Origin of the sequence: Mycobacterium sp. M23085 (assembly GCF_045343915.1) — a bacterium.
In the GTDB taxonomy this organism is placed as follows: domain Bacteria; phylum Actinomycetota; class Actinomycetes; order Mycobacteriales; family Mycobacteriaceae; genus Mycobacterium.
Genome location: NZ_CP174280.1, coordinates 2110720 through 2136549, shown reverse-complemented (window position 1 = coordinate 2136549; position 25830 = coordinate 2110720). Strand labels below are relative to the sequence as shown.

Genomic DNA, 25830 nt, shown 5'->3' with positions numbered 1-25830 from the left:
GCGATCCGCACCGCGTTGCGCTGTAACCCTGCGGGGCGGAGACGGCGCGGGCTGCCACTAGACTCGCGTGCGTGGCCGACCCCACCGAAACTCTGGAAACCGATGCGTCCGGGGCGCCGGCGCGCCCCGTGCTCGTCGTGGACTTCGGCGCGCAGTATGCGCAGCTGATCGCCCGTCGCGTCCGCGAGGCGCGGGTGTTCTCCGAGGTGATCCCGCACACCAGCACGGTCGAGGAGATCAAGGCCCGCGACCCGCTGGCGCTGGTGCTCTCCGGCGGCCCGTCCAGTGTGTACGAAGACGGCGCCCCCCAGATCGATCCGGCGCTGTTCGATCTCGGGGTTCCGGTGTTCGGCATCTGTTACGGGTTTCAGGCCATGGCGCAGGCGCTGGGCGGCACCGTGGCCCGTACCGGCACCAGTGAATACGGCCGCACCGAGTTGAAAGTCCTTGGCGGCGAATTGCATTCGGGGCTGCCGAGTTCGCAGCCGGTATGGATGAGCCACGGCGATGCGGTCACGGCCGCGCCGGACGGGTTCGAGGTGGTGGCCAGCAGTTCCGGTGCATCGGTGGCCGGCTTCGAGAACCGGCAGCGGCGCCTGGCCGGGGTGCAGTATCACCCGGAGGTCATGCACACCCCGCACGGGCAGCAGGTGCTGAGCCGTTTCCTGCACGACTTCGCCGGGCTGGGCGCGGACTGGACCGCCGCCAACATCGCCGGTGTGCTGATCGAGCAGGTGCGCGCCCAGATCGGTGACGGGCGGGCGATCTGCGGGCTGTCCGGCGGCGTGGATTCCGCGGTGGCCGCCGCGCTGGTGCAGCGCGCCATCGGCGACCGGTTGACCTGTGTGTTCGTCGACCACGGGCTCCTTCGCGCCGGGGAGCGCGCGCAGGTGCAGCGCGACTTCGTGGCCGCCACCGGCGCCAAGCTGGTCACCGTCGATGCGGCCGACACCTTCCTGGACGCGCTCGCCGGAGTGACCAATCCCGAAGGCAAGCGCAAGATCATCGGCCGCCAGTTCATCCGGGCCTTCGAGGGCGCGGTGCGAGACATCGTGGGGGATACGGATTCCCAGGTCGAGTTCCTGGTGCAGGGCACGCTGTATCCGGACGTGGTGGAGTCCGGTGGCGGCACCGGCACCGCGAACATCAAGAGCCACCACAACGTCGGCGGCCTGCCCGGCGACCTGAAGTTCAAACTCGTGGAGCCGCTGCGGCTGCTGTTCAAGGACGAAGTCCGTGCGGTCGGGCGGGAGCTGGGACTGCCGGAGGAAATTGTTGCGCGCCAACCCTTTCCGGGTCCCGGTCTGGGGATCCGGATCGTCGGCGAGGTCACCGCGCCGCGGCTGGACACCCTGCGCCGTGCGGACTCGATCGCGCGCGAGGAGCTGACCGCGGCGGGCCTGGACACCCTGATCTGGCAGTGCCCGGTGGTGCTGCTGGGTGACGTCCGCTCGGTCGGTGTGCAGGGCGACAACCGCACCTACGGTCACCCCATCGTGCTGCGACCGGTGACCAGTGAGGACGCCATGACCGCCGACTGGACCCGGGTTCCCTACGAGGTGCTGGAGCGCATCTCGACCCGCATCACCAACGAGGTGGCCGAGGTCAACCGCGTGGTCCTGGACATCACCAGCAAACCACCCGGCACCATCGAGTGGGAGTAGCCGCCGGGTCTGGTTTCCGCGAAAATGCGGCCACTTGGCACCCATCAGCCACACCAGTACCGATCGCATAACGCTGTCCCTCGCGTCGCTTGACGGTTGTCAGAGGGTGGGTGTTTACTTCGAAATGTATCGAACATACATTCGAACACTCTCCCCGGAAGCTCCGGAAAGCGTGGTGATAGGAGGCTGTCATGACCGCGGCTTTTACCTCCAATCATCGCCCGGAAACCCGCGCTGAGCAGCTTGAATCGCTTCGCCGGCGGATGGCGAGCATCTCCGGGAAGAAGGCGGGGGCGGCCGCCACGGTCCCCGCCGACGACTTGCTGCCGGACTCGGAATCCCAGCTGGCACTCCCGTCGTGGCTGGCCGATGCGCTGCCCGCGCCGGTGCCCCGGGGAACGGTCGCGGTGCTCTCGGGTGCCCGGTCGCTGCTGCTGAGCGTGGTGGCCGCGGTCACGGCGGCCGGTGGCAACGCCGCAATCGTCGGTCAGCCGGACATCGGGCTGCTGGCCGCCGCGGAGATGGGGGCGGATCTGAGCCGCCTGGCGGTGATACCGGATCCCGGCACCGATCCGGTGGAGGTGGCCGCGGTGCTCGTCGACGGCATGGATCTGGTGGTCCTGGGGCTGGGTGGGCGCCGGGTGCCGCCCACCCGGGCGCGGGCGGTGGTGGCCCGCGCCCGGAACAAGGGCTGCACCCTGTTGGTCACCGGTGGCGAGTGGCAGGGGGCGCCGACGCGCCTCGCCGCCCGGGTCTGTGGTTACGAGATCACCGCGGACAGCCGTCCCGGATTCGGCCGGATCAGCGGGGTGCGGTTACAGGTCAGCGGGACGTGCGCGGGACGGCGGGTGATGACCCGGGCGCGAGCCGGCTAAGCCCGTGGCCGGACTTTCCAACCCTTCTGGGTCAAGGGTTTTGGCGATCTGGTGCATGGATTGGCCCGCGGTCGCGGCGGCCATGGCCGCCGGTCTGACCGCGACCGCCCCGATCGCGGTCACGCTGGCCAACCGGGTGATCGCCTGTTCGTCGGCGGCCCGTGCGGCGGGTGTGCGGCGGGGGCTGCGACGCCGGGAGGCGGCGGCCCAGTGCCCGCAACTGCACGTCACCGCCGCCGACGCGGACCGCGACGCCCGCTTTTTCGAAGCGGTGATCGCGGCGGTGGACGACCTGGTGCCCCGCGCCGAGGTGCTGCGGCCCGGGCTTCTGGCATTGCCGGTGCGCGGGGCGGCCCGCTATTTCGGGTCCGAGGCCACCGCCGCCGAACGGCTGATCGATGCGGTGGCCGCCGCCGGCGCCGAGTGTCAGGCCGGAATCGCCGACCAGTTGTCCACCGCCGTCTTCGCGGCCCGGGCGGGCCGTATCGTCGAACCGGGTGATGACGCGAAGTTTTTGTCGGTGCTGTCCATCCGCCAACTTGCCACCGAGCCGAGTTTGTCCGGCGCCGGCCGCGAGGAACTGACGGACCTGTTGTGGCGGATGGGGATTCGCACTATCGGGCAGTTCGCCGTGTTGTCGCGCAGCGATGTGGCTTCCCGGTTCGGCGCCGACGGGGTGACCGCGCACCGGTTGGCCCGCGGCGAACCCGAACGGCCGCCGTCCGGGCGGGAGCCGCCGGCCGAACTCGAGGCCGTGCTGGACTGCGATCCGCCGATCGACCGGGTCGATGCCGCGGCGTTCGCCGGGCGGTCACTGGCCGGCAGGCTGCATCAGGCGCTGATGGCCGCCGGCGTGGGCTGCACCCGGCTGGCCATCCACGCCGTCACCGCCAACGGCGAAGAACTGCACCGGGTGTGGCGGTGCGCCGAGCCGTTGACCGAGGACGCCACCGCCGACCGGGTGCGCTGGCAGCTGGATGGATGGTTGAGCAGCCGCACCGCGCGCGATCCCCGCCCCACCGCCGCGGTGACGCTGTTGCGGCTCCACGCGGTGGAGGTGGTATCCGCCGAGGCGCTGCAGTTGCCGCTATGGGGCGGCCTGGGGGAGGAGGACAGGCTGCGGGCCCGCCGGGCGCTGGTGCGGGTGCAGGGCCTGCTCGGCCCGGAGGCGGTGCGCGTGCCGGTGCTGTCCGGCGGGCGCGGCCCGGCCGAGCGCATCACGTTGATCCCGCTCGGCGACGAGCCGGTGCCGCGAGCCGATCCGGGGATGCCGTGGCCCGGCCGGCTACCCGAGCCGTCACCGGCGGTGTTACTTGACGACCCGGTTGAACTGCTTGATGCCCAAGGAAATCCGATACGGGTGACCATCCGGGGGTTGTTCTCCGCCGACCCGGCCCGCGTGATCGCCCAGGGCAGGGACGAACGGTTGTGTTGGTGGTCCGGGCCCTGGCCGGTCGACGAGCGATGGTGGGACGACCGGCCCGAGGCCGGGCAAGGGGCTGGCCGCACCGCCCGCGCTCAGGTGTTGCTGGAGAGTGAGCGTGCGCTGCTGCTGTGCTATCGCCAGCGGCGCTGGTATGTGGAGGGAAGTTACGAATAGTGTTGTGATTCAATGTATTCGACACGCCGCAAGGCCTCGGGAGTCAGGTCCTTGAGCGAGGGATAACCGTCGACGGCCATGATCAGGTCCGCTTCGGCCAGCAGCGAGCGCAGCACGTGCACGATGCCCTCCAAGCCACCGATGGCCAGCCCGAAGGCGTAGGGGCGGCCGATCCCCACGGCGGTCGCACCCAGCGCGAGCGCTTTGATGATGTCGGCGCCGCCGCGTACACCCGAGTCGAACAGCACCGGCATCCCGTCGGCGGCCTCGATCACCGCGGGCAGGCAATCCAAGCAGGGCAACCCGCCGTTGGCTTGCCGACCGCCATGGTTGGAGCAGTAAATGCCGTCCACGCCAATCTCTTTGGCACGCCGAACGTCGTCGGGATGGCAGACGCCCTTGACCATCAGCGGCAGGCTGGTCTCGGACCGCAGCCATTCCAGGTCCGACCACCGGAACGGTCCACCGAAGATCGGCAGCTTGCGCACCGCCGCCTCGGTGGCGTCTTCGCCCCGGCTCAGGGTGGCGCGAAAAACCGGGTCGCTGGTGTAGTTGGCCAGGCAGCCACTGGGCACCTGCGGGTAGTTCCCGCCCTTCAGGTCGCGGGGGCGCCAGCCGGTGACCCACGTGTCCAGGGTGACGGCGATGCCCTTGAAGCCGGCCGCCTCGGCGCGGTGCACCAGGCTGGCGGCCATCTTGCGGTGCGGCGGCGTGTACAGCTGGAAGAACGCCGGGGTATCACCGAGCTCGGTGGCGAGGACCTCCATCGGGTCGGCCGACAGCGTCCCGGCGAAAAATGGCACACCGGTGCGGACCGAGGCCCGCGCGCACAGTATGTCCCCGTGGCCGTCCGGGTCGCACACCCCGATGACGCCGATGGGTGCCATGAAGATCGGCGACGGGAACCTGATGCCGAACAACTCGACCGACATGTCCCGCTGCTCGGGGGCAATCCCCATCCGCGGGTACAACCCCCAACGCTGGAAAGCCGCGCAGTTGGCGCGCTGGGTGTGCTCGTCGCCCGCGCCGCCGGCCACGTATCCCAGCACTTTCGGCGTCATTGCCGCCGACGCCTTCTCCTCCAGTTCCTCGTACCGGATCGGGTACTGCGGCTGGTTGCCGTGCAACGACTGGTCGTACAGCTCGGTTTGATAATCGGCGAAAGCCATAGTCGCGGACTTCCCCGTGCCTGGATCACCAAACGAGCGTCCGGGGAACGAAGCCCCCGGGTCGACGCCGTCAGTACCGCCCGAAGGCGATGGCCACGTTGTGTCCGCCGAACCCGAACGAGTTGTTGATCGCGTACTCGTAGTTGCCCGGACGGGGCTTGCCGGCCACCACGTCCAGGTCGATTTCGGGGTCGAGGTTTTCCAGGTTGAGCGTGGGCGGCACCACCTGATCGCGCAGGGCGAGCACGGTCAGGATGGATTCCACGGCACCGACCGCGCCCACCGAGTGGCCCAGCGCCGCCTTGGGGGCGTAGACGGCGGGCTTGTTGCTGCCCAGCGCGTTGTTGATGGCTTTGGCTTCGGCGACGTCACCGACCGTGGTGCCGGTGGCGTGCGCGTTGACGTGGTGGATGTCGGACGGGCTCAGCCCGGCGAGTTGGCTGGCGCGGCTCATCGCGTGCCCGGCGCGTTCGCCGTTGGGGTCCGGCGCCACCATGTGGTAGCCGTCGGAGGTGATGCTGGCGCCCATGATGCGGGCCAAGATGTTGGCGCCGCGGGCTTTGGCGTGTTCCTCGGTCTCGATGACCATCAGCGCGCCGGCCTCGCCGAACACGAAGCCGGTGCGGTCGCGGTCGAACGGACGGCAGGCGCCCGCCGGGTCGTCGTTCTTGGTCGACATCACGATGCGCATCTGGGCGAACGCCGCGATCGCGACCGCCTCGATCCTGACCTCGACGCCACCGCAGATGGCGATGTCGGCCTCGCCGAACACGATGTTGCGCCAGGCCTGCGCGACACCCTCGGAACCCGAAGCGCACGCCGACACCGGGGTGATCACCCCGGCCCGAGCCTGGCGCTCCAGTGCCACCGCGACGGCCGCGCCGTCGGGCATGTACTTCGACACCGCCAGCGGGGAGACCCCCTTGATGCCGCGGGCCCGCAGATCGTCATAACTGAACACGATCTGTTCGGCGGAGCCCAGCCCGGTGCCGATGGACACCATCAGGCGGTCGCCGTCCACCTCGGGGGAGCCGGCGTTCTCCCAGACCCGCCGGCTCAACACGGCCGACATCCGCTGCAGGTAGCCCATCCGGTGGCGTTCGGCGCGGGTCAGTGCGCCGTCGAAGTCCTCCAACAGGTGCCCGCCGATGCGCACCGGCAGGTCAAACTCATCGACGAACGAATCTTCGAGTTTGCGGATACCACTTTGGCTGTCCAGCAACAGCTTCCAGGTGGTTTCGGCATCAGTTGCCAGCGCGGTCGTCATGGCGACGCCCGTGACGACCACATTCGGCAATGTTTTCCCGGTAACCAGCTCGGTCATGACTCGCGAAAACCTTTCATCTCCTCAGAGCTGCCAACGCTTGACGCCGAGCCCCACGCAACCTCAATCATGAAAACACAATGTGTTGTTGTCCTCAGCGTAAGAAACGTTGGACGGCTGCCGTTCGCTTCCCGGATACCGCAGGTCGGCTTGCGCTATTCAGCCCGCACCGCCCGCGCTCGCGCCATCAGCCCGCCGCCGCCGGGCAGTGCCCCCACCACGGTACGGGCCAGCCGGTCGCGGCCGCGCACGCCGTCGGTCCTGACCTTTCCGGCGCGCAGGTGGCGCCAGCCGAGCACCGCCCAGGCCGCCGCGACGGCGGCGTCGGTCACCCCGCCGCGGGCGCGGCGCCGGTCCACCACCGCCAGGACGAGCGCGGTGGCCGAGTGCACGGTGTCGACCCACACCCCGGCCGCCAGCACCTCCGGGCCGGGGTTGACGCCCGACAGCAGCGCCTGGGTCAGGTGGCGTGCGCCCAGGATCCGGCTGACGACCAGCGCCTTGCGGTCGACCTGTACCCCGTGGATGTGGTCGAGCACCCTGGCGGGGGCGGCCAGCAGCACCGCGCCCCACCCCGCGCGGATCAGCTCGATCGCACGGACCTTCATCCACCACCGCCCAATTGATGTGCAAAAGGCCCCACCCGTTCGATGAACCGATCGAAGAATTCCTTCGTGTCCACGTCAATCCCGATCAGCGCATTGGGTTCTCGACGGTCCGACCAGTCGGTCACCGTCATGGCCCGGGTCAGGGTTCCGGTCAGCTCGATGTCCACCGTCGCCGGACGCGTCGTGATCAGCCCGGGATCCAGCGCGACGGCGGCGGCCAACGGATCGTGCATGTGTGCCCGATACCCGTGGCCGAGCTCGTGATAGGCCTCCAGGTAGAACCGCATCGCGTCCTCGATCACCCGAATCAGCGGGTTGGAGGCCGTCGACCGGGTCCCGGGTGCGTCGTGTTCGCTCAGCCGCGTCGTCGTAGACCCGGCGGCCGCCGCGAGCCGCTCGAGGTGATCCGGCGTCATCGCGACCTTGCGGGTCAGATCCAGGCCGCACAGGATCGGAAGACGCTGTAGCCCAACGGTTTCCGGGCACCAGGCCGCCAGCACCTCGGCCGCCGCCTCGGGGTCGACGCTGATGTTCCACTCCGCCACCGCGGTGGTGTTGCCCCGGTGATCGTAGGAACCGCCCATGATCACCAGCCGTTTCAGCAGCGTCGGCAGCTCTGGCTCGGCGCGCAGCGCCAGCGCCAAATTGGTCAGCGGGCCGGTCGCCACACCGATCAGCTCACCGGGAACGGCGCGCGCCGCGCGCACCCAGGCGCCGGCCGAGTCGTAACCGGTGAGCCGGTGCGAGCCCGGCGGCAGCTCGGCGTAACCCAATCCCCTGGGGCCATGGACTTTTGACGGCAGTCGCATCGGCCCGGTCAGGGTTTGGCCGGATCCTTTGGAGACCGGTATGGCGGTGCGTTCGCATAGCTCGAGCAGGCCCAGATTGTTTTCGCAAACCTGCTCCACGCCGACGTTTCCCCCGGTCGAGGCGATGCCGACCACTTCGGCGCCCGGGCTGGCGAACAGGTATATCAGCGCCAGTGCATCGTCCACGCCGGTGTCGACGTCAACGAATACGGGGGAGCTCATCGATTCCAACATACTCAATTCGCGGACTAGGCTGGCACGATGCCAACGACGTCGGAGCCCCCGGAGGGGACTGATTTAACGCCGCACTTCGACGATGTGCAGGCCCACTACGACTTGTCGGACGACTTCTTCCGGCTATTTCTCGACCCGACCCAGACGTACAGCTGCGCCTACTTCGAGCGCGACGATATGACGCTGGAAGAGGCGCAGATCGCCAAGATCGACCTCGCCCTCGGCAAACTCGGGCCGCAGCCGGGCATGACATTGCTCGACGTCGGCTGCGGGTGGGGCGCCACCATGATGCGCGCAGTGGAGAAGTATGACGTCAACGTCGTCGGCCTCACCCTGAGCCGCAACCAGGCCGATCACGTCGAGCAGCTGATCGCGAAGTCCGGCAGCCCCCGCTCGGCGCGGGTCCTGCTGGAGGGCTGGGAGCAGTTCGACGAGCCGGTGGACCGGATCGTCAGCATCGGCGCCTTCGAGCACTTCGGCCACGAGCGCTACGACGCGTTCTTCACCATGGCGCACGACCTGCTGCCCGACGACGGGGTCATGCTGCTGCACACCATCACCGGGCTGCACCCGACGGAGATGGTCGAACGCGGCATGCCGATCTCGTTCACGTTCGCCCGATTCATCAAATTCATTGTCACCGAGATCTTCCCGGGCGGGCGGCTGCCGTCGATACCGATGGTGGAGGAGCGGGCCACCGCGCACGGTTTCACGGTGAGCCGCGTGCAGTCGTTGCAACCGCACTACGCCAAGACCCTCGACATCTGGGCCGCCGGATTGCAGGCCCATAAGGACGAGGCCATCGCGGTGCAGTCCGAGGAAGTCTACGAGCGGTACATGAAATACCTCACCGGTTGTGCCGACGCGTTCCGGATCGGATACATCGACGTCAACCAGTTCACGCTGCAGAAATGATCACCAGTGCACGCCGGGCACCAGGCGGACCAGCCGCTTGACGCCTCGGGGCGTCCGGATGCCCCGGGTGACGGCGCGCACCGGCCGGCTCGGCTTGCGGCGGGCCGTGCGGGCGGCCGGAGCCGGTTCGGTGGTGACCCCGCGCGCGGCGGCCGAATCGGGATAGCCGAGGTAGAGCTGGTGCAGCACTCGCCGCGAGGTTCGCGGGGCGAAGTAATTGCCGGCCTCGGCGAGCGTGCCCAGCGGGGTGTCGATGCGGGCCGGCTTCTCCACCAGGCCGCGCACCACCATCGCCGCCGCGCGTTCGGGGCTGATCGCCGGCACCGGGTTGAGCCGGTGTGACGGCACGATCATCGGGGTGCGCACCAGCGGCATATGGATGTTGGTGAAGGTGATGTGGTCGGACAGCACCTCCGAACCCACCACGTCGGAGAACGCGTCCAGCGCCGCCTTGGACGGTAGGTAGGAGCTGTACTTGGGATTGCGTGCCTGCACGCCGGCGCTGGAGACGTTGACGACGTGTCCGAATCGGCGCTCGCGCCAATGCGGCAGCAGCGCCAGCACCATCCGCACCGCGCCGAAGTAGTTGACCGCCATCACCCGTTCGTAGTCGTGCAGCCGGTCGGTGGAGTTGACCACCGAGCGGCGGATCGACCGGCCGGCGTTGTTCACCAGGTAGTCGACGTGGTCGAAGCGCCCCAGGATGTCCTTGACCGTGTGTTCGACCGACGCGGAATCGGTGACGTCGCAGGTAAAGGCATGGGCGGCACCGCCATTGGCGCGGATCTCGGCCACCAGCGCATCCAGCGCCGCGCCGTTGCGGGCCAGCGCGAACACGGTGGCGCCCCGCTCGGCGACCGCGAGGGCCGCCGCCCGCCCGATGCCGCTTGACGCGCCGGTGATGATGACGTGGCGGCCCCGCAGCGGTTCCCGCGGATCGTCGCGGCGCGCACGATCCGGATCGAGGTGCTCCGCCCAGTACCGCCACAGCCTGGGCGCGTAGTCCGAGAATTCCGGAACGCTGATCCCGGTGCCCTGCAAGGCGTTTCGTGTCTTGTCGCTGACAAAGATGGGGGCCAGGTCGACCACGTCGAGCGCCTCGGGGGGGATGCCCAGCTGGGTGGCCGCCATGTTGCGCAGCACCCTGGCGCGTCCGCGGACCTTGAGCACCGGGGCGGCCACCGAGCGGGGCAGCGAGCCGCGCAGCGGCGGTAGCCCGGCCGCCTTGGCCACGCCGCGGTAGATGCCGCGCAGGCCGATGGTTTTCTCGGCGGTCAGGTGGAAGGTTCGCCCGTCCCAGGAAGCCGAGCCGTCGGCGTGCATCAGCGCGACCAGCGCGTCGACCACGTAGTCGACCGGGACGATGTTGGTGCGGCCGGCGTCGGGCAGCAGCATCGGGGTCAGCGACGGCAGCACCGCCAGCTTGGCCAGCACGCCGAAGAAGTAGTACGGCCCGTCCACCTTGTCCATCTCGCCGGTGCGTGAATCGCCCACCACCACCGCCGGGCGGTAGATGCGGTGACGCAGCCCGGGCGCCGAGCGGACCAGCAGCTCGGCTTCGAACTTGGTTTGGTGGTACGGCGTCGGCAGCCGCTGGCCGACGTCGAAATCATCCTCGGTGTATTCGCCGGCGAAATCGCCCGCGACGGCGATCGACGACACGTGGTGCAGCGTCGCATCCAGCCGCTGCGCCAACCGGATCACCGCGCGGGTGCCCTCGACGTTGCTGGCCCGCTGCTCGGGCTCGCCGGCGGTGATGTCATAGATCGCCGCGCAGTGCACCACGTGATCGATGTCGCCCAGCTCGGCGAGGACCTCGTCGCTCAGGTCCAGCTCCGGCAGCGCGGCGACCAGCGGTTTTACCCGCTCACCCCAGCCTTGTGCGAGCCGCTCGAAGCGGCCCAGCGACTGCCGTCGTACCAGCACCCACACCTGCGCATCGGGCCGGGATTCGACGAGACGAGACACGACGCGGCGACCGATAAACCCGGTACCGCCGGTAACGACATACCGCATGAAGACATCGTGGCGGTGGCGGCCGCGCACGTCAACCGGCCACCGGTCACTAGTTGCGGAAGTCGCGGATCCCGTCCCAGTCGACCAGCGTCCAGCCGGTCATCGGGTTACCGCTGATCACCACCCGTCCCGTGTTGGGGATCGGGTGGCTGTTCATCAGGCTGTCCTTGGCGTTCTGCGCGTTCATCAGGGTCCACGTCTCGATGGCGACCAGGTGCGAGAACACCACCGGGTGGTGGTGGCCGCTGTTGTAGATCTTGTTGACGGCCGCGGTGAACTGGTCGTTGAACTCCTTGCCGCTGATCGAGCCGGGGATGCTGTCGCCCACGTCGCCGTTGATCCAGGCCGCCGGCGCCAGCATGTAGGTTGTCTTCGCCATCGACTCGGGTTTGCCGTTGTACCAGCCGGCGTTGATCTCCTGAAGGCCGGGCAGGACCTCCACCCGTTTGCCGAGCTCGGCCGCCAGCGGGGCGGCGGTTTGCTGTGCCCGGGTCATGGTGGAGGCGTAGACGCTGTCGTAGTCCTTGTGCCCCAGTTGGTGCGCGACCTGTTCGGCCTGGCCCTTGCCCTCCGGGCTCAGGCCCGGACCCGGCACCTCGGTGTCGATGACACCGCTGGCGTTGGCCTCCGACTGGGCGTGCCGGATGAACGTCACCGTGATGGACCGCGCCTGCGGCGCACCGCCGCAGCCGGCGACGATCATCGTGGCGGTGAGGGCGGCGAGCGCCACCGCGGCTTTGGAGATCATGCTGCGCTTGGGCATGTCGATTAGCCTGCCTTGCCGACGGCTCCGCTGGGAAGGGTTTGCGGTGGTTTGTTACCGCGCGGCTTCGGGGAGGGCCTTGATCATGCCGCCGATTACCCGGATGCCAGAGTGGACTTCAGGATCCCTACCCAACGATCAGGAGACTTCCATGGCGATTGATCCGAGTGCCGTCGGCGCGGTCACCGAACCCGTGCAGTTCGAATGGACCGACCGGGACACGCTGCTTTACGCGCTCGGTGTCGGCGCCGGGATCGACGACCTGGCATTCACCACCGAGAACAGCCACGACATCGACCAGCAGGTGCTGCCCACGTATGCGGTGATCTGCTGCCCGGCGTTCGGTGCCGCTGGCCTGGTCGGAAACTTCAACTGGGCCATGCTGTTACACGGATCCCAAAGCATCCGGCTGCACGCACCGCTGCCGCCGGCGGGAAAGCTCTCGGTGGTCTCCGAGGTCGCCGACATCCAGGACAAGGGTGAGGGCAAGAACGCGATCCTGGTGCTGCGCGGCCGGGGCACCGAGCCGGAGTCCGGGCAGCTGATCGCCGAGACGCTCACCACCCTGGTCATCCGGGGCGAGGGCGGCTTCGGCGGGATGCCGGGCCAGCGGCCGGTCGCGCCGGAATTCCCGGACCGCGAGCCCGACGCCCGCATCCCGCTGCCCACCCGCGAAGACCAGGCGCTGATCTACCGGCTGTCCGGCGACCGCAACCCGCTGCACAGCGACCCGTGGTTCGCCCGGGAGCTGGCCGGCTTTCCCAAGCCGATCCTGCACGGGCTGTGCACCTACGGGGTGTCGGGTCGGGCGCTGGTGTCCGAGCTCGGCCAGGGCGTCGCGGCCAACATCACCTCGATCGCCTCGCGGTTCACCTCGCCGGTGTTCCCCGGCGAGACACTGACCACGCTGATCTGGCGCACCGAGCCGGGCAAGGCGGTGTTCCGCACCGAGGCTTCCGGGCCCGACGGGGCCGACACCCGGGTGGTGCTCGACGACGGCGCGGTGGAGTACGCCGAGGCTTAACGCCCGAGCTCGGCGGCCAGCCGGTCGGCGAATTCGCCGGCCCGGGCGGGACTGTCCAGCGCGAACAGCGCCGCGGTGGCGCGGTCGCCGTCGTCGCCGTGCCGCACCAGGATCGGCACGCCCTGGACGGGGCCGTCGCGCACCGCGTCGAACGCGTCCTCGTCGGTGATGTCGTCGCCGAGGTAGACCGGTGTCAGCGAGCCGGACCCCGCCCGGTGCAGATGATCGATCACCCAGCGCAGCGTCTTCCCCTTGTCCCAGTCCAGGTCTGGGCGCAGTTCGATGACCTCGCGGCCGGTGGTGACCCGAAGCCGGTCGCGGCGGCCCGCGGCGCGCACCGCGGCCAGCACCTCGCCGACGCGGTCGCGTTCGGCGTTGCGGTAGTGCACCGCCACCCCGAAACGCTTGTGCTCCACCATAATTCCGGGAATCGTGCGGAGCTGGTCGCGCAGCTGACCGGCCGCCTGCTCGACCACCGGGATGGCGGCGGCCGCGTCGTCGTTCTGGTGGTGGGTGCTGTCGGGGGCGGTCAGCTCGAAGCCGTGGCTTCCCGCATACCAGATACCCTGCACCCCAACACGTTTCGTCACATCGGCGAGATCGCGTCCGGACAGCACCGCGACCGGGCAGCGCGCGGCCAGCCTTTCCAGCGCCTCGGCGGCCCCGGCGACGGGCCGCGCCGCGTCCGGATCGTCGACGATGTCCGACAGTGTGCCGTCGAAGTCGAAGAACACCGCCGGTCGCCGGTCGGCCAACCCGTCGGCCAGGGCCCGCGTCGCATCGGGCAGCTGCGACATCCGCAGGTCCCCGGTCCGCACGGTAACGTCATGCAGGCCGGCGACCACCGCGTCGGCCCCCGCGTCGCGCATCGCGTCGGCGCGCCCGCCCGGGTCGACGCCGATCACCAGCGCGAACCCGCCGGCGCGCGCGGCCTCGACACCCGCGGTGTCCCCGGTGATCACAACGCAGCGCCCGGGGCGCACCCGCAGCCCGTCGGCCGCCCGCACCGGGCCGTCCGCCGAAATGACGGCGATGCCCACCCCGACCTCGCGCAGTTGTCCGGCCAGCGCGGAGCCCAGCGCGCCATCGGTGTCGAACAGCACCGCGTCATGGCGGCGCGGGTCGACGACAACCGGCCCCGATTTGCCCATGACCAACCTTCTCACGGTGGCCGGTCCCACCGGGCTCGGGTCAGTGGCGCGCGTGCCCCGGTGCCGAGGGATGCGTCGGTGGCACGGGGCGCTGCACCGGGCGGGCGGAACGCTTGCGCCGCCGGCCGGTGAACAGCAGCACGGAATCGTCGCCCAGGGCCACCAGCCGCGCCATGCCCAGCTCGATCCCGGCGGCCAGCTGCTTGACGTCGAACGTGTCGCCGTGTTCGGCGGTGATCCCGAACACCAGTTCGTCGCCGTAGCTCAACACCGCCACGCCGGTGTGCAGCGCCGTGGCGGTCGGCGGGATCGGCAACAGCCGTTCCAGCGTCTGGCCCATCATCCGAAGGTGACGGCGCGGCCCGGGCACATTGGTGGCCAGCGTGACGACGGCGCGCTGCGGAAGGCGGGAGAGCAGTTGTAACACATTGCTGCGCAACACCGTTGGCAGCAAGCCGATCGCCGACTCCACGATGCCGGCCGGTCGCGGCTGGGTGGTTTGACTGGCCTGCCACCTGGTGTGCACCGTCAGCAACCGCCGCACCGGGTCGTCGTGCTCGACGGGCAGGTGCGAGAGCATCGCCGAGCGGACCGGCATCGGCGCCAGGGTGCGCAGCGAGTCCGCCCGCGGCTGCTCGCCGCGCCCGAGCAGCGCCGTGCGGAAGCCCTCGGTGATGGCCGCGAGCGCGACGTCGTTGGCGCTGACACCGAACTTGCGGCAGACGCTGTCGACGTCGGCGATCGGGACCCGCACCGTGCTGTAGCGCCGCAAGGTGCGGACCGCCTCGGTGTGCGCGGCCGGCCACACCGCGCCGACCAGGGCGCCGGTCAGCTCGCCGGCGGCCGACGAAGCCCGCCACAGCGCGTCGACCCAGCCCCGCTTGCCCGCGGCTGGTGCCGAAACCTGTTTGCCCGCAGCGTTGTTGGCAAAGGTATCGGCGTCGGCGTCGTCACACAGCCGGCTGATCAGGCGGGCGGCCGAGTTGCCGTCCAGCAGGCCGTGATGGGTTTTCATCAGGATCGCCCACCGATTGCCCGTCAGGCCCTCGATGACCCAGCACTCCCACGGTGGGCGGTCCAGATCGAGGGGCCGTTCCAGGGCGTAGGCGATGGCCCGGGACAGCTCGGCCTCATCACCGGGGCGGGGAATGGCCACCCGGCGCACGTGCTGGGCCAGGTCGAAGTCCGGGCAGTCGATCCACTCCTGGCTCAGCGGGTGCGCCCGGAGCAGCTGCGTGCATCGTGCGATCGGCTGGATACGTTCGGCCAGAAGGCGTTTGAGCCGTTTATCGTCGGGGGCGGTGCCGTCGACGATGGCGACCGCGCCGATCGCCAGGCTCGCATGCCGGTCCGGATCGTGGGCTTGAAGATATGCCGTGTCCAGTGTCTGTGCCATGCCAGCCCCCGCCGTAGTCCGCTTTTTTGAACTTGTACCAGTGTCTGTGCAGCCGGTGATCCGCGGTAGTACCCGCAGCGTTAAGACCTTGTTTAAGAGTTGAAGATCGGTTTAACAACGGTTGTACCGACCCGCGATTAAATCGAACACCAGTTCGATATACTGGCCGCCATGGGCTGGTTCAACGGGCCGCCGAGCTGGGCGGAAATGGAGCGGGTGCTCGACAGCAAGCCGCGCCATGCCGGGGAGTCGGCGGGCCCGGAATCCGACGGCCCACTGTCGCGCAGGCGCGCGACGTACCGGGCACCGGATGACGGCCGGGCGTCTCGTTCGTCAGTCGCCTACGCCGAACTGCATGCGCATTCGGCGTTCAGCTTCCTGGACGGGGCGAGCACGCCCGAGGAGCTGGTCGAGGAGGCGGCCCGGCTGGACCTGCGCGCCCTGGCCCTCACCGACCATGACGGCCTGTACGGGGCGGTGCGGTTCGCCGAAGCGGCGGCCGAGCTCGACATGCGCACCGTGTTCGGCGCCGAACTGTCTTTAGGGCCGCAGAGCCGCCATGGCGGCGACGTCAGGGCCCGTGCCCGCACCGAGCAGCCGGACCCGCCCGGCCCGCACCTGCTGGTGCTGGCCCGCGGCGCGGAGGGCTACCGGCGGTTGTCGCGGCAACTGGCCGCGGCGCATCTGGCCGGCGGCCAGAAGGGCAAGCCCCGCTACGACATCGACGCGCTGACCGAGGCCGCCGGCGGGCACTGGCACATCCTGACGGGCTGTCGCAAAGGGCATGTCCGCCAAGCCCTTTCCGATGGCGGCCCAGCGGCCGCGGAGCGGGCCCTGGCCGATCTGGTGGACCGGTTCGGGGCGCAGCGGGTCAGCATCGAACTGACCCATCACGGTCAACCACTCGACGACGAACGCAACGCGGCGCTGGCCGCGCTGGCCCCACGCTTCGGAGTCGGTGTCGTCGCCACCACCGGCGCGCATTTCGCGGGGCCGTCGCGGCGCCGGCTGGCCATGGCGATGGGCGCCATCCGGGCGCGGCAGTCCCTGGATGCCGCCGCCGGGTGGCTGGCCCCGCTGGGCGGTTCGCACCTGCGTTCCGGTGAGGAGATGGCCCGGCTGTTCGGGCACCTCCGGGTGGGAGGGCCCGACGTGGTGACCGCGGCCGCCGAGCTGGGCGAGCAGTGCGCGTTCGGACTGGCCCTCATCGCGCCGCAGCTGCCACCGTTCGACGTGCCCGCCGGGCACACCGAGGACAGCTGGCTGCGGCAATTGACCATGGCCGGTGCGCGCGACCGCTATGGGTCGGCCGAGCACGCGCCGCGCGCGTATGCCCAGATCGAGCACGAGCTGAAAATCATTGCGCAGCTGACCTTTCCGGGCTACTTCCTGGTGGTGCACGACATCGCCCGGTTCTGCCGGGACAACAATATCCTGTGCCAGGGCAGGGGATCGGCGGCCAACTCCGCGGTCTGTTACGCCCTGGGCGTCACCGCCGTCGACCCGGTGGCCAACGAGCTGCTGTTCGAGCGTTTTCTGTCGCCGGCCCGCGACGGGCCGCCCGACATCGACATGGACATCGAGTCCGATCAGCGCGAAAAGGTCATCCAGTACGTCTACGACAAATACGGCCGCGACTACGCCGCCCAGGTCGCCAACGTCATCACCTACCGGGGAAAGATCGCGGTGCGTGACATGGCCCGCGCCCTGGGCTTCTCGCAGGGCCAGCAGGACGCGTGGAGCAAGCAGATCAGCCACTGGAACGGGCTTGCCGACTCACCCGACGTGGAGGGTATCCCCGAACCGGTGGTCGATTTGGCGAGCCAGATCCGGAACCTGCCGCGACACATGGGCATTCATTCCGGCGGCATGGTGATCTGCGACCGCCCGATCGCCGACGTGTGTCCGGTGGAATGGGCGCGCATGGAGAACCGCAGCGTCCTGCAATGGGACAAAGACGACTGCGCGGCAATCGGATTGGTGAAATTCGACCTGCTGGGCCTGGGGATGCTCTCGGCGCTGCACTATGCCATCGACCTGGTGGCCGAGCACAAGGGGATCGAGGTGGACCTGGCCCGCCTCGACCTCTCCGAACCCGCGGTGTACGAGATGCTCTCGCGTGCCGACTCCGTCGGCGTGTTCCAGGTGGAGTCGCGCGCGCAGATGGCGACCCTGCCGAGGCTGAAGCCGCGGGTGTTCTACGACCTGGTGGTGGAGGTCGCGCTGATCCGCCCCGGCCCCATCCAGGGCGGGTCGGTGCATCCCTACATCCGGCGGCGCAACGGTGAGGCCCCGGTGGTCTACGACCACCCGTCGATGGAGCCGGCGCTGCGAAAGACGCTGGGGGTGCCGCTGTTTCAGGAGCAGTTGATGCAGCTCGCGGTCGACTGCGCCGGATTCTCGGCCGCCGAGGCAGATCAGCTGCGCCGCGCCATGGGGTCTAAGCGCTCGACCGAACGCATGCGACGGCTGCGCGGCCGGTTCTACGAGGGCATGCGCACGCTGCACGGCGCCGGTGACGAGGTGATCGACCGCACCTACGAAAAGCTGGAGGCCTTCGCCAATTTCGGTTTCCCGGAAAGCCATGCACTGAGCTTCGCGTCGCTGGTGTTCTACTCGTCGTGGTTCAAGCTGCATCACCCGGCGGCGTTCTGTGCGGCGCTGCTGCGCGCCCAGCCGATGGGGTTCTACTCGCCGCAGTCGCTGGTGGCCGATGCGCGCCGGCACGGCGTGACGGTGCACGGCCCGGACGTCAACGCCAGCCTGGCGCACGCCACGCTCGAGAACGCGGGCACCGAGGTGCGGCTCGGCCTGGGCGCGGTCCGCCACATTGGCGACGACCTGGCTGAACAACTGGTCGACGAGCGAAAAGCCAACGGCCCGTTCGTTTCCCTGCTAGACCTGACGACCCGGCTGCAGCTCTCGGTACCGCAGACCGAGGCGCTGGCGACGGCCGGCGCGCTGGGCTGCTTCGACATGTCCCGGCGCGAGGCGTTGTGGGCGGCCGGGGCGGCGGCCACCCAGCGGCCGGACCGGCTGCCCGGGGTGGGGTCGTCGTCACACATCCCGGCGCTGCCCGGGATGAGCGAGCTGGAGCTGGCCGCCGCCGACGTGTGGGCCACCGGCGTCTCCCCGGACAGCTATCCGACGCAGTTCCTGCGGGCCGATCTGGACGCGATGGGGGTGGTGCCCGCCGAGAAGCTGGGCTCGGTGCCCGACGGTGACCGCGTGCTGATCGCGGGCGCGGTCACCCATCGGCAGCGGCCCGGCACGGCGCAGGGGGTCACGTTCATCAATCTCGAGGACGAGACCGGGATGGTCAACGTGCTCTGCGCGCCGGGGGTGTGGGCACGGCATCGCAAGCTGGCGAACTCGGCACCGGCGCTGCTGGTCCGCGGTCAGGTCCAAAACGCCAGCGGCGCAATCACGGTCGTCGCCGAGCGGCTGGGCCGTATATCCCTGTCCGTCGGCTCGAAGTCCCGCGACTTCCGCTGACCCCGCCCGGCCGCCTCGGTAGTCTGACAAAACATGACCCTCAATCTGTCCGTCGACGAACTGCTCACCACCACCCGCTCGGTCCGCAAACGCCTCGACTTCGACAAGCCGGTACCTCGCGACGTCCTGATGGAATGCCTCGAGCTGGCGCTGCAGGCGCCCACCGGCTCCAATGCGCAAGGCTGGCAATGGGTTTTCGTCGAGGACGCCGAGAAGAAGAAGGCGATCGCCGACATCTACCTGACCAACGCCCGCGGCTACCTGAGCCTGCCGTCGGCCGAGTACCCCGAGGGCGACACCCGCGGCGAGCGGATGCCCAAGGTCAAGGACTCCGCGATATACCTCGCCGAGCACATGCACGAGGCGCCGGTGCTGCTGATTCCCTGCCTGGAGGGGCGGGTGGAGAAGGCTCCGCTGGGGCTGAGCGCGTCGTTCTGGGCGTCGCTGTTCCCCGCGGTGTGGAGCTTCTGCCTGGCGCTGCGCTCCCGCGGCCTGGGCACCTGCTGGACCACGCTGCACCTGCTGAACGACGGCGAGAAGCAGGCCGCCGAGGTGCTCGGCATCCCGCATGACCGATACAGCCAGGGCGGTCTGTTCCCGATCGCCTACACCAAGGGCACCGACTTCCGCCCGGCCAAGCGGCTGCCCGCCGACCGGGTGACGCATTGGAACAGCTGGTGACCACATCCAGTTGTCGTCGCTGCCCTACATCGCCCCGGGATAGCCGTGCTGGCGCCACGCCTCGTAGACGGCGATCGCGGCGGCGTTGGACAGGTTCAGCGAGCGCCGGCCGGCCAGCATCGGGATGCGTACCTGCGCGCTGATGTGCGGGTCGGCCAGCGTCGCGGCGTCCAGCCCGGTGGGTTCGGGACCGAACATCAGCACGTCGCCGGCCCGGTACCGCACGTCGGCGAACGAGGCGGACGCGTGCGAGGTGAACGCGAACACCCGCTGCGGTGACAGCGCCGCCCAGGCGGCCCCCAGCGAGGCGTGCACGGTGACCGACGCGAGGTCGTGGTAGTCCAGCCCCGCCCGGCGCAGCTTTGGTTCGGACAGGTCGAATCCCATCGGTTCGACCAGATGCAATTCGCAGCCCGTCGCGGCCACCGTCCGGATGGCGTTGCCGGTGTTGGGCGGGATCCGCGGGGACACGAACATCAGCTTGAACACAACGCCGATAATGGTCGCATGGTCGAGCAGAGCATCTGGATGCAGAAGGTCGCTGCCGATCCGGGGCATTCGCAGTGGTACATCGAGCGTTTCCGGGCCATGGCCCGCGCCGGCGACGACCTGGCCGGCGAGGCCCGTTTCGTGGACGCCATGGCGCCGCGCGGCGCGCGGATCCTCGACGCCGGCTGCGGGCCCGGACGGTTGGGCGGCTATCTGGCCGAGGCGGGTCACCGGGTGGTCGGAGTGGACGTGGACCCGGCGCTGATCGAAGCGGCCGAGCAGGACTACCCCGGCCCGCGCTGGCTGGTCGGCGACCTCGCCGAGCTGGACCTGCCCGCCCGCGGCATCACCGAACCGTTCGATGTCATCGTGTCCGCCGGCAACGTGATGACGTTTCTTGCCCCGAGCACCCGGGTGGAGGTGTTGAGCCGGCTGCGTGCCCACATCGCGGACGACGGCCGGGCCGCGATCGGCTTCGGCGCCTACCGGGAGTACGAGTTCGCCGATTTTCTCCACGACGCGGTCGATGCGGGCTTCGCGCCGGATCTGCTGCTGTCCACCTGGGACATGCGGCCGTTCACCGACGACTCCGATTTCCTCGTCGCGCTCCTTCGGCCCGCCTGAGGTTTCGCCCTTCGGGTGTTTGCCAGGGGCGGCCGCGCGGGGGCGGCGACACCTTGGAGGGACCTGTCTACTCAGTAACGATTCTGGTGGCCTGCGCCGCGGGCTGGCATACTCGTCGGATTGCCACACCTACACGCACACGTCTATCTGGCGCGGGGCGGGCGAAATAAAGCAGGAAGTTTCATGAGCCAATCGTTTCTTTCAGCGCTCAGGGTCAGCGCAGCGGCCGGTCACGCGGCCGCGATGACGTGACCATGTTCACCCGCCCGACCCCACCGGTCGAGGCGGATGTCATAGAGCCCGCGCCGACCACCGGCGCCGACCCCGCACCGGCCAAACGCCCGCCGGCCTGGTCGCTGAGCAACTGGCCGGTGCGCTGGAAGGTGCTGGCGATCGTGCTGGTCCCGCTGGTATTGGCGACGGTGTTCGGGGTGCTGCGCATCCAGGGCGCCATGGCCAACGCGGCCGGCCTGCGGCTGGCCGCCGCCCGCGCCGACGTGGTGCCGGTGATCACCAAGTACATGTCGGCGCTGGACGTCGCGCTGCTGGCGAGCTCCACCGGGCGCGACGTCGAGGGCGCCAAGAAGAACTACGAGGCGCGCAAGTACGAACTGCAGACCCGGCTGGACGACACCGACGTCAGCGCCGACGTGCGCTCGGGGGTGAACACCCTGCTCGACGGCGGGCAGATGCTGGTGAACAAGGCGGCCGACCCCGGCCTCGGTTTGCGGGAGCGGGTGACCCTGTATGCGCCGATCCTGCTGACCGCCGAAGACGTCATCAACGCCTCGGTGCGTGTCGACGACGAGAAGATCCGCGCCCAGGCGCAGGGGCTGAGCCGGGCGGTCGGCGCCCGCGGGCAGATGACGATGCAGAAGATCCTGGTCACCCGCGGGGCCGAGCTTCCCGAGCCGCAGTTGCGGACCTCGATGGCCACCCTGGCGGGCACCGAACCGTCGACGCTGTTCGGCATGAGCGAAGTGCTGGGCGCCGGATCGCCGGAGGCCAAGACGCTGCAGCAGCAGATGGTGAGCCGGATGGCGATCATGTCCGATCCGGCCAGCGTGCTGGTCGACAACCCCGACCTGCTGCGCTCCATCCAGATCACCGACGACATCGCCGATCAGGTCATCAAGAACGCCACCGCCTCGGTGACCAAGGCGGTGCACGCCCAGGCCGCCGAGCGGCGCTCCGCGGCGATCCTGGACATGGTCCTGGTGCTGGCCGCCATCGTGATCGCGTTGGGGGTCGTGCTGCTGGTGGCACGCGCCCTGGTGCGGCCGCTGCGCATCCTGCGCGACGGTGCGCTCAAAGTCGCCCACACCGATCTCGCAGAGGAGATCGCCCGGGTCAAGGCCGGTGGAGCCGAACCGACTCCGAGCCCGCTGCCGGTGTACACCACCGAGGAGATCGGCCAGGTCGCGCACGCGGTCGACGAGCTGCACACCCAGGCCCTGCTGCTGGCCGGCGACGAGGCGCGGTTGCGGCTGCTGGTCAACGACATGTTCGAGACCATGTCGCGGCGCAGCCGCACGCTGGTGGACCAGCAGCTGGCGCTCATCGACCGGCTGGAGCGCAACGAGGAGGACCCCGACCGCCTGGACAGCCTGTTCCGGCTCGACCACCTGGCCGCGCGGCTGCGCCGCAACAGCGCCAACCTGCTGGTGCTGGCCGGCGCGCAGCTCGCCCGCGACCAGCGTGACCCGGTGCCGCTGGCCACGGTGATCAACGCCGCGGTGTCCGAGGTCGAGGACTACCGCCGCGTCGAACTCGCCGGGCTGCCCGAGTGCGCGCTGATCGGCTCGGCCGCGGGCGGCGCCATTCATCTGTTCGCCGAGCTGATCGACAACGCCCTGCGCTATTCGCCGCCGACGACGTCCGTGCGGATTTCGGCGTCACGCGGTGGCTCAGATCCGCAAGGGGGAGTGGTGGTGCGGATCGCCGACTCCGGCCTGGGAATGAACGACACCGACCGGCGCATGGCCAACATGCGGCTGCAGGCCGGCGGCGACGTCAGCCCCGACCCCGCTCCGGACAATGCCCGGCACATGGGCCTTTTCGTGGTGGGCCGGATCGCGGCCCGGCACGGCATCCGGGTGGGGCTGCGCGGCCCGGCCGCCAACGAATCGGGCTCGGGCACCACCGCCGAGATCTACCTGCCGCCGACGGTGCTCGCCGGCCATACCGCCGCCGAGTCTGCGGCCCCCCGCCACATCCGCGCGGTCTCTTCGCCGAGCGCCAAGCTCGCCGGCGCGCACACCGCCGACGCCGCCGACGACGCGCGGGACGACGGCACGCTGGAGCCGGCGGCGCGCAGCGCCGCGGACGCGGCCGGGCCGTCGGTCACGCTGTTGCCCCGCCGCAACCCGGGTTCCAGCGGCATCACCGAGGTTCCGGCGGTTCCCGCCCCGGCCGCCGAACAGCTGCCCCGGCGCCAGCGCCGCGAGCTGGCCACCCCGTGGTGGGAGAACACCCCCAAGCCGGCGGCGCCCGCCCCCGAGCCCGAGCCGAACCCGGCACCCGAACCGGCCCAGCCGGCCCGGGCGGCGTCGGACACCTCCGCCTTCTTCGCCGCCCGCACCCGGGAGCCGGACAAACGCACCGAAACCCGACAGGACCAGCCGTCGCCGGTCGCGTCCATCCCGGCCGCCGCGACGGCCGCCCCGGCCGACGACGACGTCATCTACCGGCGGATGCTGTCGGAGATGCTGGGCGACCCGCACGATCTGGTCAACAGCCCCGACCTGGACTGGCAGACGGTCTGGGACCGGGGCTGGACGCTGGCGGCCGCGGCCGAGGAAAAACCCGTCGAGGCGCACACCACCAACCACGGGCTGCCGGTGCGCACGCCGGGCGCCCGGCTGGTACCCGGCGGCGCCAACGGCACCGCACGGGACGAGCCGGCCGAGCCCGACCCCAGGCTCAACGGCAGCTCGCCGTCGCATCGCGAGTCGCAGCACGCGGCCACCGGCCGCTTAGCCCGCGACCCCGAGGCGGTCCGCGCCTCGTTCAGTAGCCATTTCGGGGGTGTGCGCACCGGACGCTCGCACGCCCGTGAAACCGACCAAGGATCCGACGAATAATGACCTCCCCCGACAACTCCCTGGACTGGCTGGTCACCAGGTTCGCCCGCGAGGTCCCCGGCGTCGCGCACGCGCTGCTGGTGTCCGTCGACGGGCTACCCATCGCGGCCAGCGAGCATCTGCCGCGGGAACGCGCCGACCAGCTCGCCGCCGTGGCCTCCGGGCTGGCCAGCCTGGCCACCGGCGCCGCCCAGCTGTTCGAGGGCGGGCAGGTGCTGCAGTCGGTGGTCGAGATGCAGAACGGATACCTGCTGCTGATGCGGGTCGGGGATGGCTCGCACCTGGCGACGCTCGCGGCGGCGTCGTGCGACATCGGTCAGATCGGGTACGAGATGGCCGTCCTGGTCGAACGGGTCGGCGGCGTGGTGCAGTCCACCCGCCGGACGGCCGTGCAGCAGCACCGGTGAGCCACGATGGACACCCCCGAGACCTGGCCGGCGCACCGTAAGGGGAACCTGGTCCGCCCGTACACCCTGACCTCCGGGCGGACCGACACCCACGTCGACCTCCCGCTGGAGGCGCCGATTCAGACGCTGCAGGCCGGCCTGGCGCACAAGTGGCCGCCCAACGACGCGCGGGGCAGAATAATCCAACTGTGCGTCGAGCACCCGTCGGTGGCCGAAATCTCGGCACGGCTGGACCTTCCGCTCGGCGTTGCGCGCGTCCTGGTCGGGGATCTGGTGCTGTCCGGCTACCTTCAAGTGCACAAGACGTTGTCCGAGCGTTCGACCTCCGATGAACGCCACGAACTCATAGGAAGGACACTGCGTGGCTTACGCGCACTCTGACGTGCGGCCCGATTCCGGTACGCACGCGTCGACGAAGATCGTGATCGCCGGCGGATTCGGAGCCGGCAAGACCACTTTCGTCGGGGCGGTGTCGGAGATCATGCCGCTGCGCACCGAGGCGATGCTCACCGACGCCTCCAGCGGTGTCGACGCCCTCGAGGCCACCCCGGACAAGCGGACCACCACCGTGGCAATGGATTTCGGCCGGATCACGCTGGCCGAGGATCTGGTGCTCTATCTGTTCGGCACGCCCGGGCAGCGCCGCTTCTGGTTCATGTGGGACGACCTGGTGCGCGGCGCGATCGGCGCGGTCGTGCTGGTCGACTGCCGGCGGCTGCAGGACAGCTTCGCCGCGGTCGACTTCTTCGAGCACCGCAACCTGCCGTTTCTGGTCGCGGTCAACGAGTTCGACGGCGCCCCCCGCTACCCGGTCGCCGAGGTGCGTGAGGCGCTGACCCTGCCGCCGCACATCCCGGTGATCAGCGTCGACGCCCGGGATCGCCGGTCGGCGACCGACGCCCTGATCGCCGTCAGCGAATACGCCCTGGCCAGCCTGTCGGCCAATTGACCACGCGGTGGGTCGACCAGGAATTCGAGGGCCACGACTTCACCGACGAAGACCTCAGCCGGTTGCAGACCGAGCGGGTGGTGTTCACCGAATGCGATTTCGGCGGGGCCAACCTCGCCGAATCGGCACACCGCGGGTCGGCCTTCCGCAACTGCACGTTCCGCCGGACGTCGTTGTGGCACAGTACCTTTTCCCAATGTTCGATGCTGGGGTCGGTGTTCGTCGAGTGCCGGCTGCGACCGATCACGCTCGACGAGGTGGACTTCACCCTCGCCGTGCTCGGCGGTGCCGACCTTCGCGGCGTCGACCTGAGCGGCTGCCGGCTGCGCGAGACCAGCCTGGTGGAGGCCGACCTGCGCAAGGCCGTGCTGCGCGGCGCGGACCTGCGGGGCGCGCGGACCGCCGGCACCCGGCTGGACGGGGCCGACCTGCGTGGCGCGGGCGTGGATCCGACGCTGTGGACGACGGCCTCGCTGGCCGGCGCCCGCGTCGACGTCGACCAGGCCGTCGCCTTCGCGCTCGCCCACGGGCTGCGGCTGGACGGCGAGCGCTGA

Annotated in this window: 22 protein-coding genes; 13 read left to right on the top strand and 9 right to left on the bottom strand. The window is 69.9% G+C overall.

Going from position 1 to position 25830, the window contains the following annotated elements; translation table 11 throughout:
* Positions 1 to 92: 92 nt before the first annotated feature.
* The 3 genes from guaA (at position 93) to ACIUM1_RS09580 (ending at position 4139) form a co-directional block, all read left to right on the top strand.
* Positions 93 to 1664, top strand: coding sequence for a glutamine-hydrolyzing GMP synthase (gene guaA / locus ACIUM1_RS09590; RefSeq protein WP_406817615.1), 1572 nt, complete (start codon positions 93 to 95; stop codon positions 1662 to 1664).
* Between the two features lie 191 nt (positions 1665 to 1855).
* On the top strand, positions 1856 to 2539 hold the full coding sequence (locus ACIUM1_RS09585) for a hypothetical protein (protein ID WP_406816940.1): 684 nt from the start codon (positions 1856 to 1858) through the stop codon (positions 2537 to 2539).
* 55 nt (positions 2540 to 2594) lie between these two features.
* A complete protein-coding gene (locus tag ACIUM1_RS09580) occupies positions 2595 to 4139 on the top strand; it encodes a DNA polymerase Y family protein (protein WP_406816939.1) in 1545 nt (514 codons plus the stop codon).
* Here the strand turns inward: ACIUM1_RS09580 and ACIUM1_RS09575 are convergent.
* From ACIUM1_RS09575 to ACIUM1_RS09560, 4 genes are all read right to left on the bottom strand, one after another.
* The gene (locus tag ACIUM1_RS09575; RefSeq protein ID WP_406816938.1) at positions 4130 to 5308 is read right to left on the bottom strand and encodes an alpha-hydroxy-acid oxidizing protein; all 1179 of its coding nucleotides are present in this window, start codon (positions 5306 to 5308) and stop codon (positions 4130 to 4132) included. The genes ACIUM1_RS09580 and ACIUM1_RS09575 overlap by 10 nt on opposite strands.
* 70 nt (positions 5309 to 5378) lie before the next feature.
* Positions 5379 to 6632, bottom strand: coding sequence for a 3-oxoacyl-ACP synthase KasB (kasB, locus tag ACIUM1_RS09570; RefSeq protein WP_406816937.1), 1254 nt, complete (start codon positions 6630 to 6632; stop codon positions 5379 to 5381).
* A gap of 155 nt (positions 6633 to 6787) precedes the next feature.
* Positions 6788 to 7240 carry a hypothetical protein gene (locus ACIUM1_RS09565; RefSeq protein WP_406816936.1) on the bottom strand — a complete coding sequence of 151 codons (453 nt, stop codon included), beginning with the start codon at positions 7238 to 7240 and terminating at the stop codon, positions 6788 to 6790.
* The gene (locus tag ACIUM1_RS09560) at positions 7237 to 8271 is read right to left on the bottom strand and encodes a nucleoside hydrolase (protein WP_406816935.1); all 1035 of its coding nucleotides are present in this window, start codon (positions 8269 to 8271) and stop codon (positions 7237 to 7239) included. The genes ACIUM1_RS09565 and ACIUM1_RS09560 overlap by 4 nt, the downstream gene beginning before the upstream one ends.
* A 39-nt stretch (positions 8272 to 8310) precedes the next feature.
* Between ACIUM1_RS09560 and cmaA1 the strand changes: the two genes are divergently transcribed.
* Positions 8311 to 9198 (top strand): cyclopropane mycolic acid synthase CmaA1, encoded by an 888-nt coding sequence (cmaA1, locus tag ACIUM1_RS09555; RefSeq protein ID WP_406816934.1) that lies wholly within the window; start codon positions 8311 to 8313, stop codon positions 9196 to 9198.
* On the opposite strand, the gene ACIUM1_RS09550 is transcribed toward cmaA1, so the two are convergent.
* Positions 9199 to 11214 carry an SDR family oxidoreductase gene (locus tag ACIUM1_RS09550; RefSeq protein ID WP_406816933.1) on the bottom strand — a complete coding sequence of 672 codons (2016 nt, stop codon included), beginning with the start codon at positions 11212 to 11214 and terminating at the stop codon, positions 9199 to 9201.
* 49 nt (positions 11215 to 11263) lie between these two features.
* Entirely contained in the window at positions 11264 to 11977 is a 714-nt protein-coding gene (locus tag ACIUM1_RS09545; protein ID WP_406816932.1) for a histidine phosphatase family protein, read from the bottom strand.
* Between the two features lie 151 nt (positions 11978 to 12128).
* Here ACIUM1_RS09545 and ACIUM1_RS09540 point away from each other — a divergent pair, with 151 nt between their 5' ends.
* On the top strand, positions 12129 to 13001 hold the full coding sequence (locus ACIUM1_RS09540) for a MaoC/PaaZ C-terminal domain-containing protein (RefSeq protein ID WP_406816931.1): 873 nt from the start codon (positions 12129 to 12131) through the stop codon (positions 12999 to 13001).
* On the opposite strand, the gene otsB is transcribed toward ACIUM1_RS09540, so the two are convergent.
* Together otsB and ACIUM1_RS09530 are read right to left on the bottom strand one after the other, a co-directional pair.
* Positions 12998 to 14152: a trehalose-phosphatase gene (otsB, locus tag ACIUM1_RS09535; RefSeq protein WP_406816930.1), complete on the bottom strand. Its 1155-nt coding sequence runs from the start codon at positions 14150 to 14152 to the stop codon at positions 12998 to 13000. The two genes, ACIUM1_RS09540 and otsB, sit on opposite strands and share 4 nt — an antisense overlap.
* Positions 14153 to 14192: 40 nt before the next feature.
* A complete protein-coding gene (locus tag ACIUM1_RS09530; protein WP_406816929.1) occupies positions 14193 to 15548 on the bottom strand; it encodes a wax ester/triacylglycerol synthase domain-containing protein in 1356 nt (451 codons plus the stop codon).
* Between the two features lie 171 nt (positions 15549 to 15719).
* Between ACIUM1_RS09530 and ACIUM1_RS09525 the strand changes: the two genes are divergently transcribed.
* Together ACIUM1_RS09525 and ACIUM1_RS09520 are read left to right on the top strand one after the other, a co-directional pair.
* The gene (locus ACIUM1_RS09525; RefSeq protein ID WP_406816928.1) at positions 15720 to 19043 is read left to right on the top strand and encodes an error-prone DNA polymerase; all 3324 of its coding nucleotides are present in this window, start codon (positions 15720 to 15722) and stop codon (positions 19041 to 19043) included.
* 33 nt (positions 19044 to 19076) lie between these two features.
* Positions 19077 to 19724, top strand: a complete 648-nt coding sequence (locus ACIUM1_RS09520; protein WP_406816927.1) for a nitroreductase family protein — start codon at positions 19077 to 19079, stop codon at positions 19722 to 19724.
* Positions 19725 to 19748: 24 nt separating this feature from the next.
* Here ACIUM1_RS09520 and ACIUM1_RS09515 read toward each other — a convergent pair whose 3' ends face one another.
* Positions 19749 to 20213 (bottom strand): tRNA (cytidine(34)-2'-O)-methyltransferase, encoded by a 465-nt coding sequence (locus ACIUM1_RS09515; protein ID WP_406816926.1) that lies wholly within the window; start codon positions 20211 to 20213, stop codon positions 19749 to 19751.
* 18 nt (positions 20214 to 20231) lie between these two features.
* Here ACIUM1_RS09515 and ACIUM1_RS09510 point away from each other — a divergent pair, with 18 nt between their 5' ends.
* The 6 genes from ACIUM1_RS09510 (at position 20232) to ACIUM1_RS09485 (ending at position 25830) form a co-directional block, all read left to right on the top strand.
* Positions 20232 to 20837 carry a class I SAM-dependent methyltransferase gene (locus ACIUM1_RS09510; protein WP_406816925.1) on the top strand — a complete coding sequence of 202 codons (606 nt, stop codon included), beginning with the start codon at positions 20232 to 20234 and terminating at the stop codon, positions 20835 to 20837.
* Positions 20838 to 21091: 254 nt separating this feature from the next.
* On the top strand, positions 21092 to 23920 hold the full coding sequence (locus tag ACIUM1_RS09505; protein WP_406816924.1) for an ATP-binding protein: 2829 nt from the start codon (positions 21092 to 21094) through the stop codon (positions 23918 to 23920).
* Positions 23920 to 24327, top strand: a complete 408-nt coding sequence (locus ACIUM1_RS09500) for a serine protease inhibitor (RefSeq protein WP_406816923.1) — start codon at positions 23920 to 23922, stop codon at positions 24325 to 24327. The genes ACIUM1_RS09505 and ACIUM1_RS09500 overlap by 1 nt, the downstream gene beginning before the upstream one ends.
* A 6-nt stretch (positions 24328 to 24333) precedes the next feature.
* The gene (locus ACIUM1_RS09495) at positions 24334 to 24708 is read left to right on the top strand and encodes a DUF742 domain-containing protein (protein ID WP_406816922.1); all 375 of its coding nucleotides are present in this window, start codon (positions 24334 to 24336) and stop codon (positions 24706 to 24708) included.
* The gene (locus ACIUM1_RS09490) at positions 24689 to 25276 is read left to right on the top strand and encodes a GTP-binding protein (RefSeq protein WP_406816921.1); all 588 of its coding nucleotides are present in this window, start codon (positions 24689 to 24691) and stop codon (positions 25274 to 25276) included. Before ACIUM1_RS09495 ends, ACIUM1_RS09490 begins: the two co-directional genes overlap by 20 nt.
* Positions 25273 to 25830 carry a pentapeptide repeat-containing protein gene (locus ACIUM1_RS09485; protein WP_406816920.1) on the top strand — a complete coding sequence of 186 codons (558 nt, stop codon included), beginning with the start codon at positions 25273 to 25275 and terminating at the stop codon, positions 25828 to 25830. Before ACIUM1_RS09490 ends, ACIUM1_RS09485 begins: the two co-directional genes overlap by 4 nt.

Bases quoted from the DNA above. Each gene is read 5' to 3' on its own strand.
- ACIUM1_RS09520 (WP_406816927.1), top strand. From the start codon at position 19,077: ATGACCCTCAATCTGTCCGTCGACGAACTGCTCACCACCACCCGCTCG.
- otsB (WP_406816930.1), bottom strand. From the start codon at position 14,152: ATGGGCAAATCGGGGCCGGTTGTCGTCGACCCGCGCCGCCATGACGCG.
- ACIUM1_RS09575 (WP_406816938.1), bottom strand. From the start codon at position 5,308: ATGGCTTTCGCCGATTATCAAACCGAGCTGTACGACCAGTCGTTGCAC.
- ACIUM1_RS09550 (WP_406816933.1), bottom strand. From the start codon at position 11,214: ATGCGGTATGTCGTTACCGGCGGTACCGGGTTTATCGGTCGCCGCGTC.
- ACIUM1_RS09510 (WP_406816925.1), top strand. From the start codon at position 20,232: ATGGTCGAGCAGAGCATCTGGATGCAGAAGGTCGCTGCCGATCCGGGG.
- ACIUM1_RS09580 (WP_406816939.1), top strand. From the start codon at position 2,595: ATGGATTGGCCCGCGGTCGCGGCGGCCATGGCCGCCGGTCTGACCGCG.
- ACIUM1_RS09505 (WP_406816924.1), top strand. From the start codon at position 21,092: ATGTTCACCCGCCCGACCCCACCGGTCGAGGCGGATGTCATAGAGCCC.
- ACIUM1_RS09565 (WP_406816936.1), bottom strand. From the start codon at position 7,240: ATGAAGGTCCGTGCGATCGAGCTGATCCGCGCGGGGTGGGGCGCGGTG.
- kasB (WP_406816937.1), bottom strand. From the start codon at position 6,632: ATGACCGAGCTGGTTACCGGGAAAACATTGCCGAATGTGGTCGTCACG.
- ACIUM1_RS09540 (WP_406816931.1), top strand. From the start codon at position 12,129: ATGGCGATTGATCCGAGTGCCGTCGGCGCGGTCACCGAACCCGTGCAG.
- ACIUM1_RS09585 (WP_406816940.1), top strand. From the start codon at position 1,856: ATGACCGCGGCTTTTACCTCCAATCATCGCCCGGAAACCCGCGCTGAG.
- ACIUM1_RS09545 (WP_406816932.1), bottom strand. From the start codon at position 11,977: ATGCCCAAGCGCAGCATGATCTCCAAAGCCGCGGTGGCGCTCGCCGCC.
- ACIUM1_RS09500 (WP_406816923.1), top strand. From the start codon at position 23,920: ATGACCTCCCCCGACAACTCCCTGGACTGGCTGGTCACCAGGTTCGCC.
- cmaA1 (WP_406816934.1), top strand. From the start codon at position 8,311: ATGCCAACGACGTCGGAGCCCCCGGAGGGGACTGATTTAACGCCGCAC.
- ACIUM1_RS09525 (WP_406816928.1), top strand. From the start codon at position 15,720: ATGGGCTGGTTCAACGGGCCGCCGAGCTGGGCGGAAATGGAGCGGGTG.
- ACIUM1_RS09530 (WP_406816929.1), bottom strand. From the start codon at position 15,548: ATGGCACAGACACTGGACACGGCATATCTTCAAGCCCACGATCCGGAC.
- ACIUM1_RS09495 (WP_406816922.1), top strand. From the start codon at position 24,334: ATGGACACCCCCGAGACCTGGCCGGCGCACCGTAAGGGGAACCTGGTC.
- ACIUM1_RS09560 (WP_406816935.1), bottom strand. From the start codon at position 8,271: ATGAGCTCCCCCGTATTCGTTGACGTCGACACCGGCGTGGACGATGCA.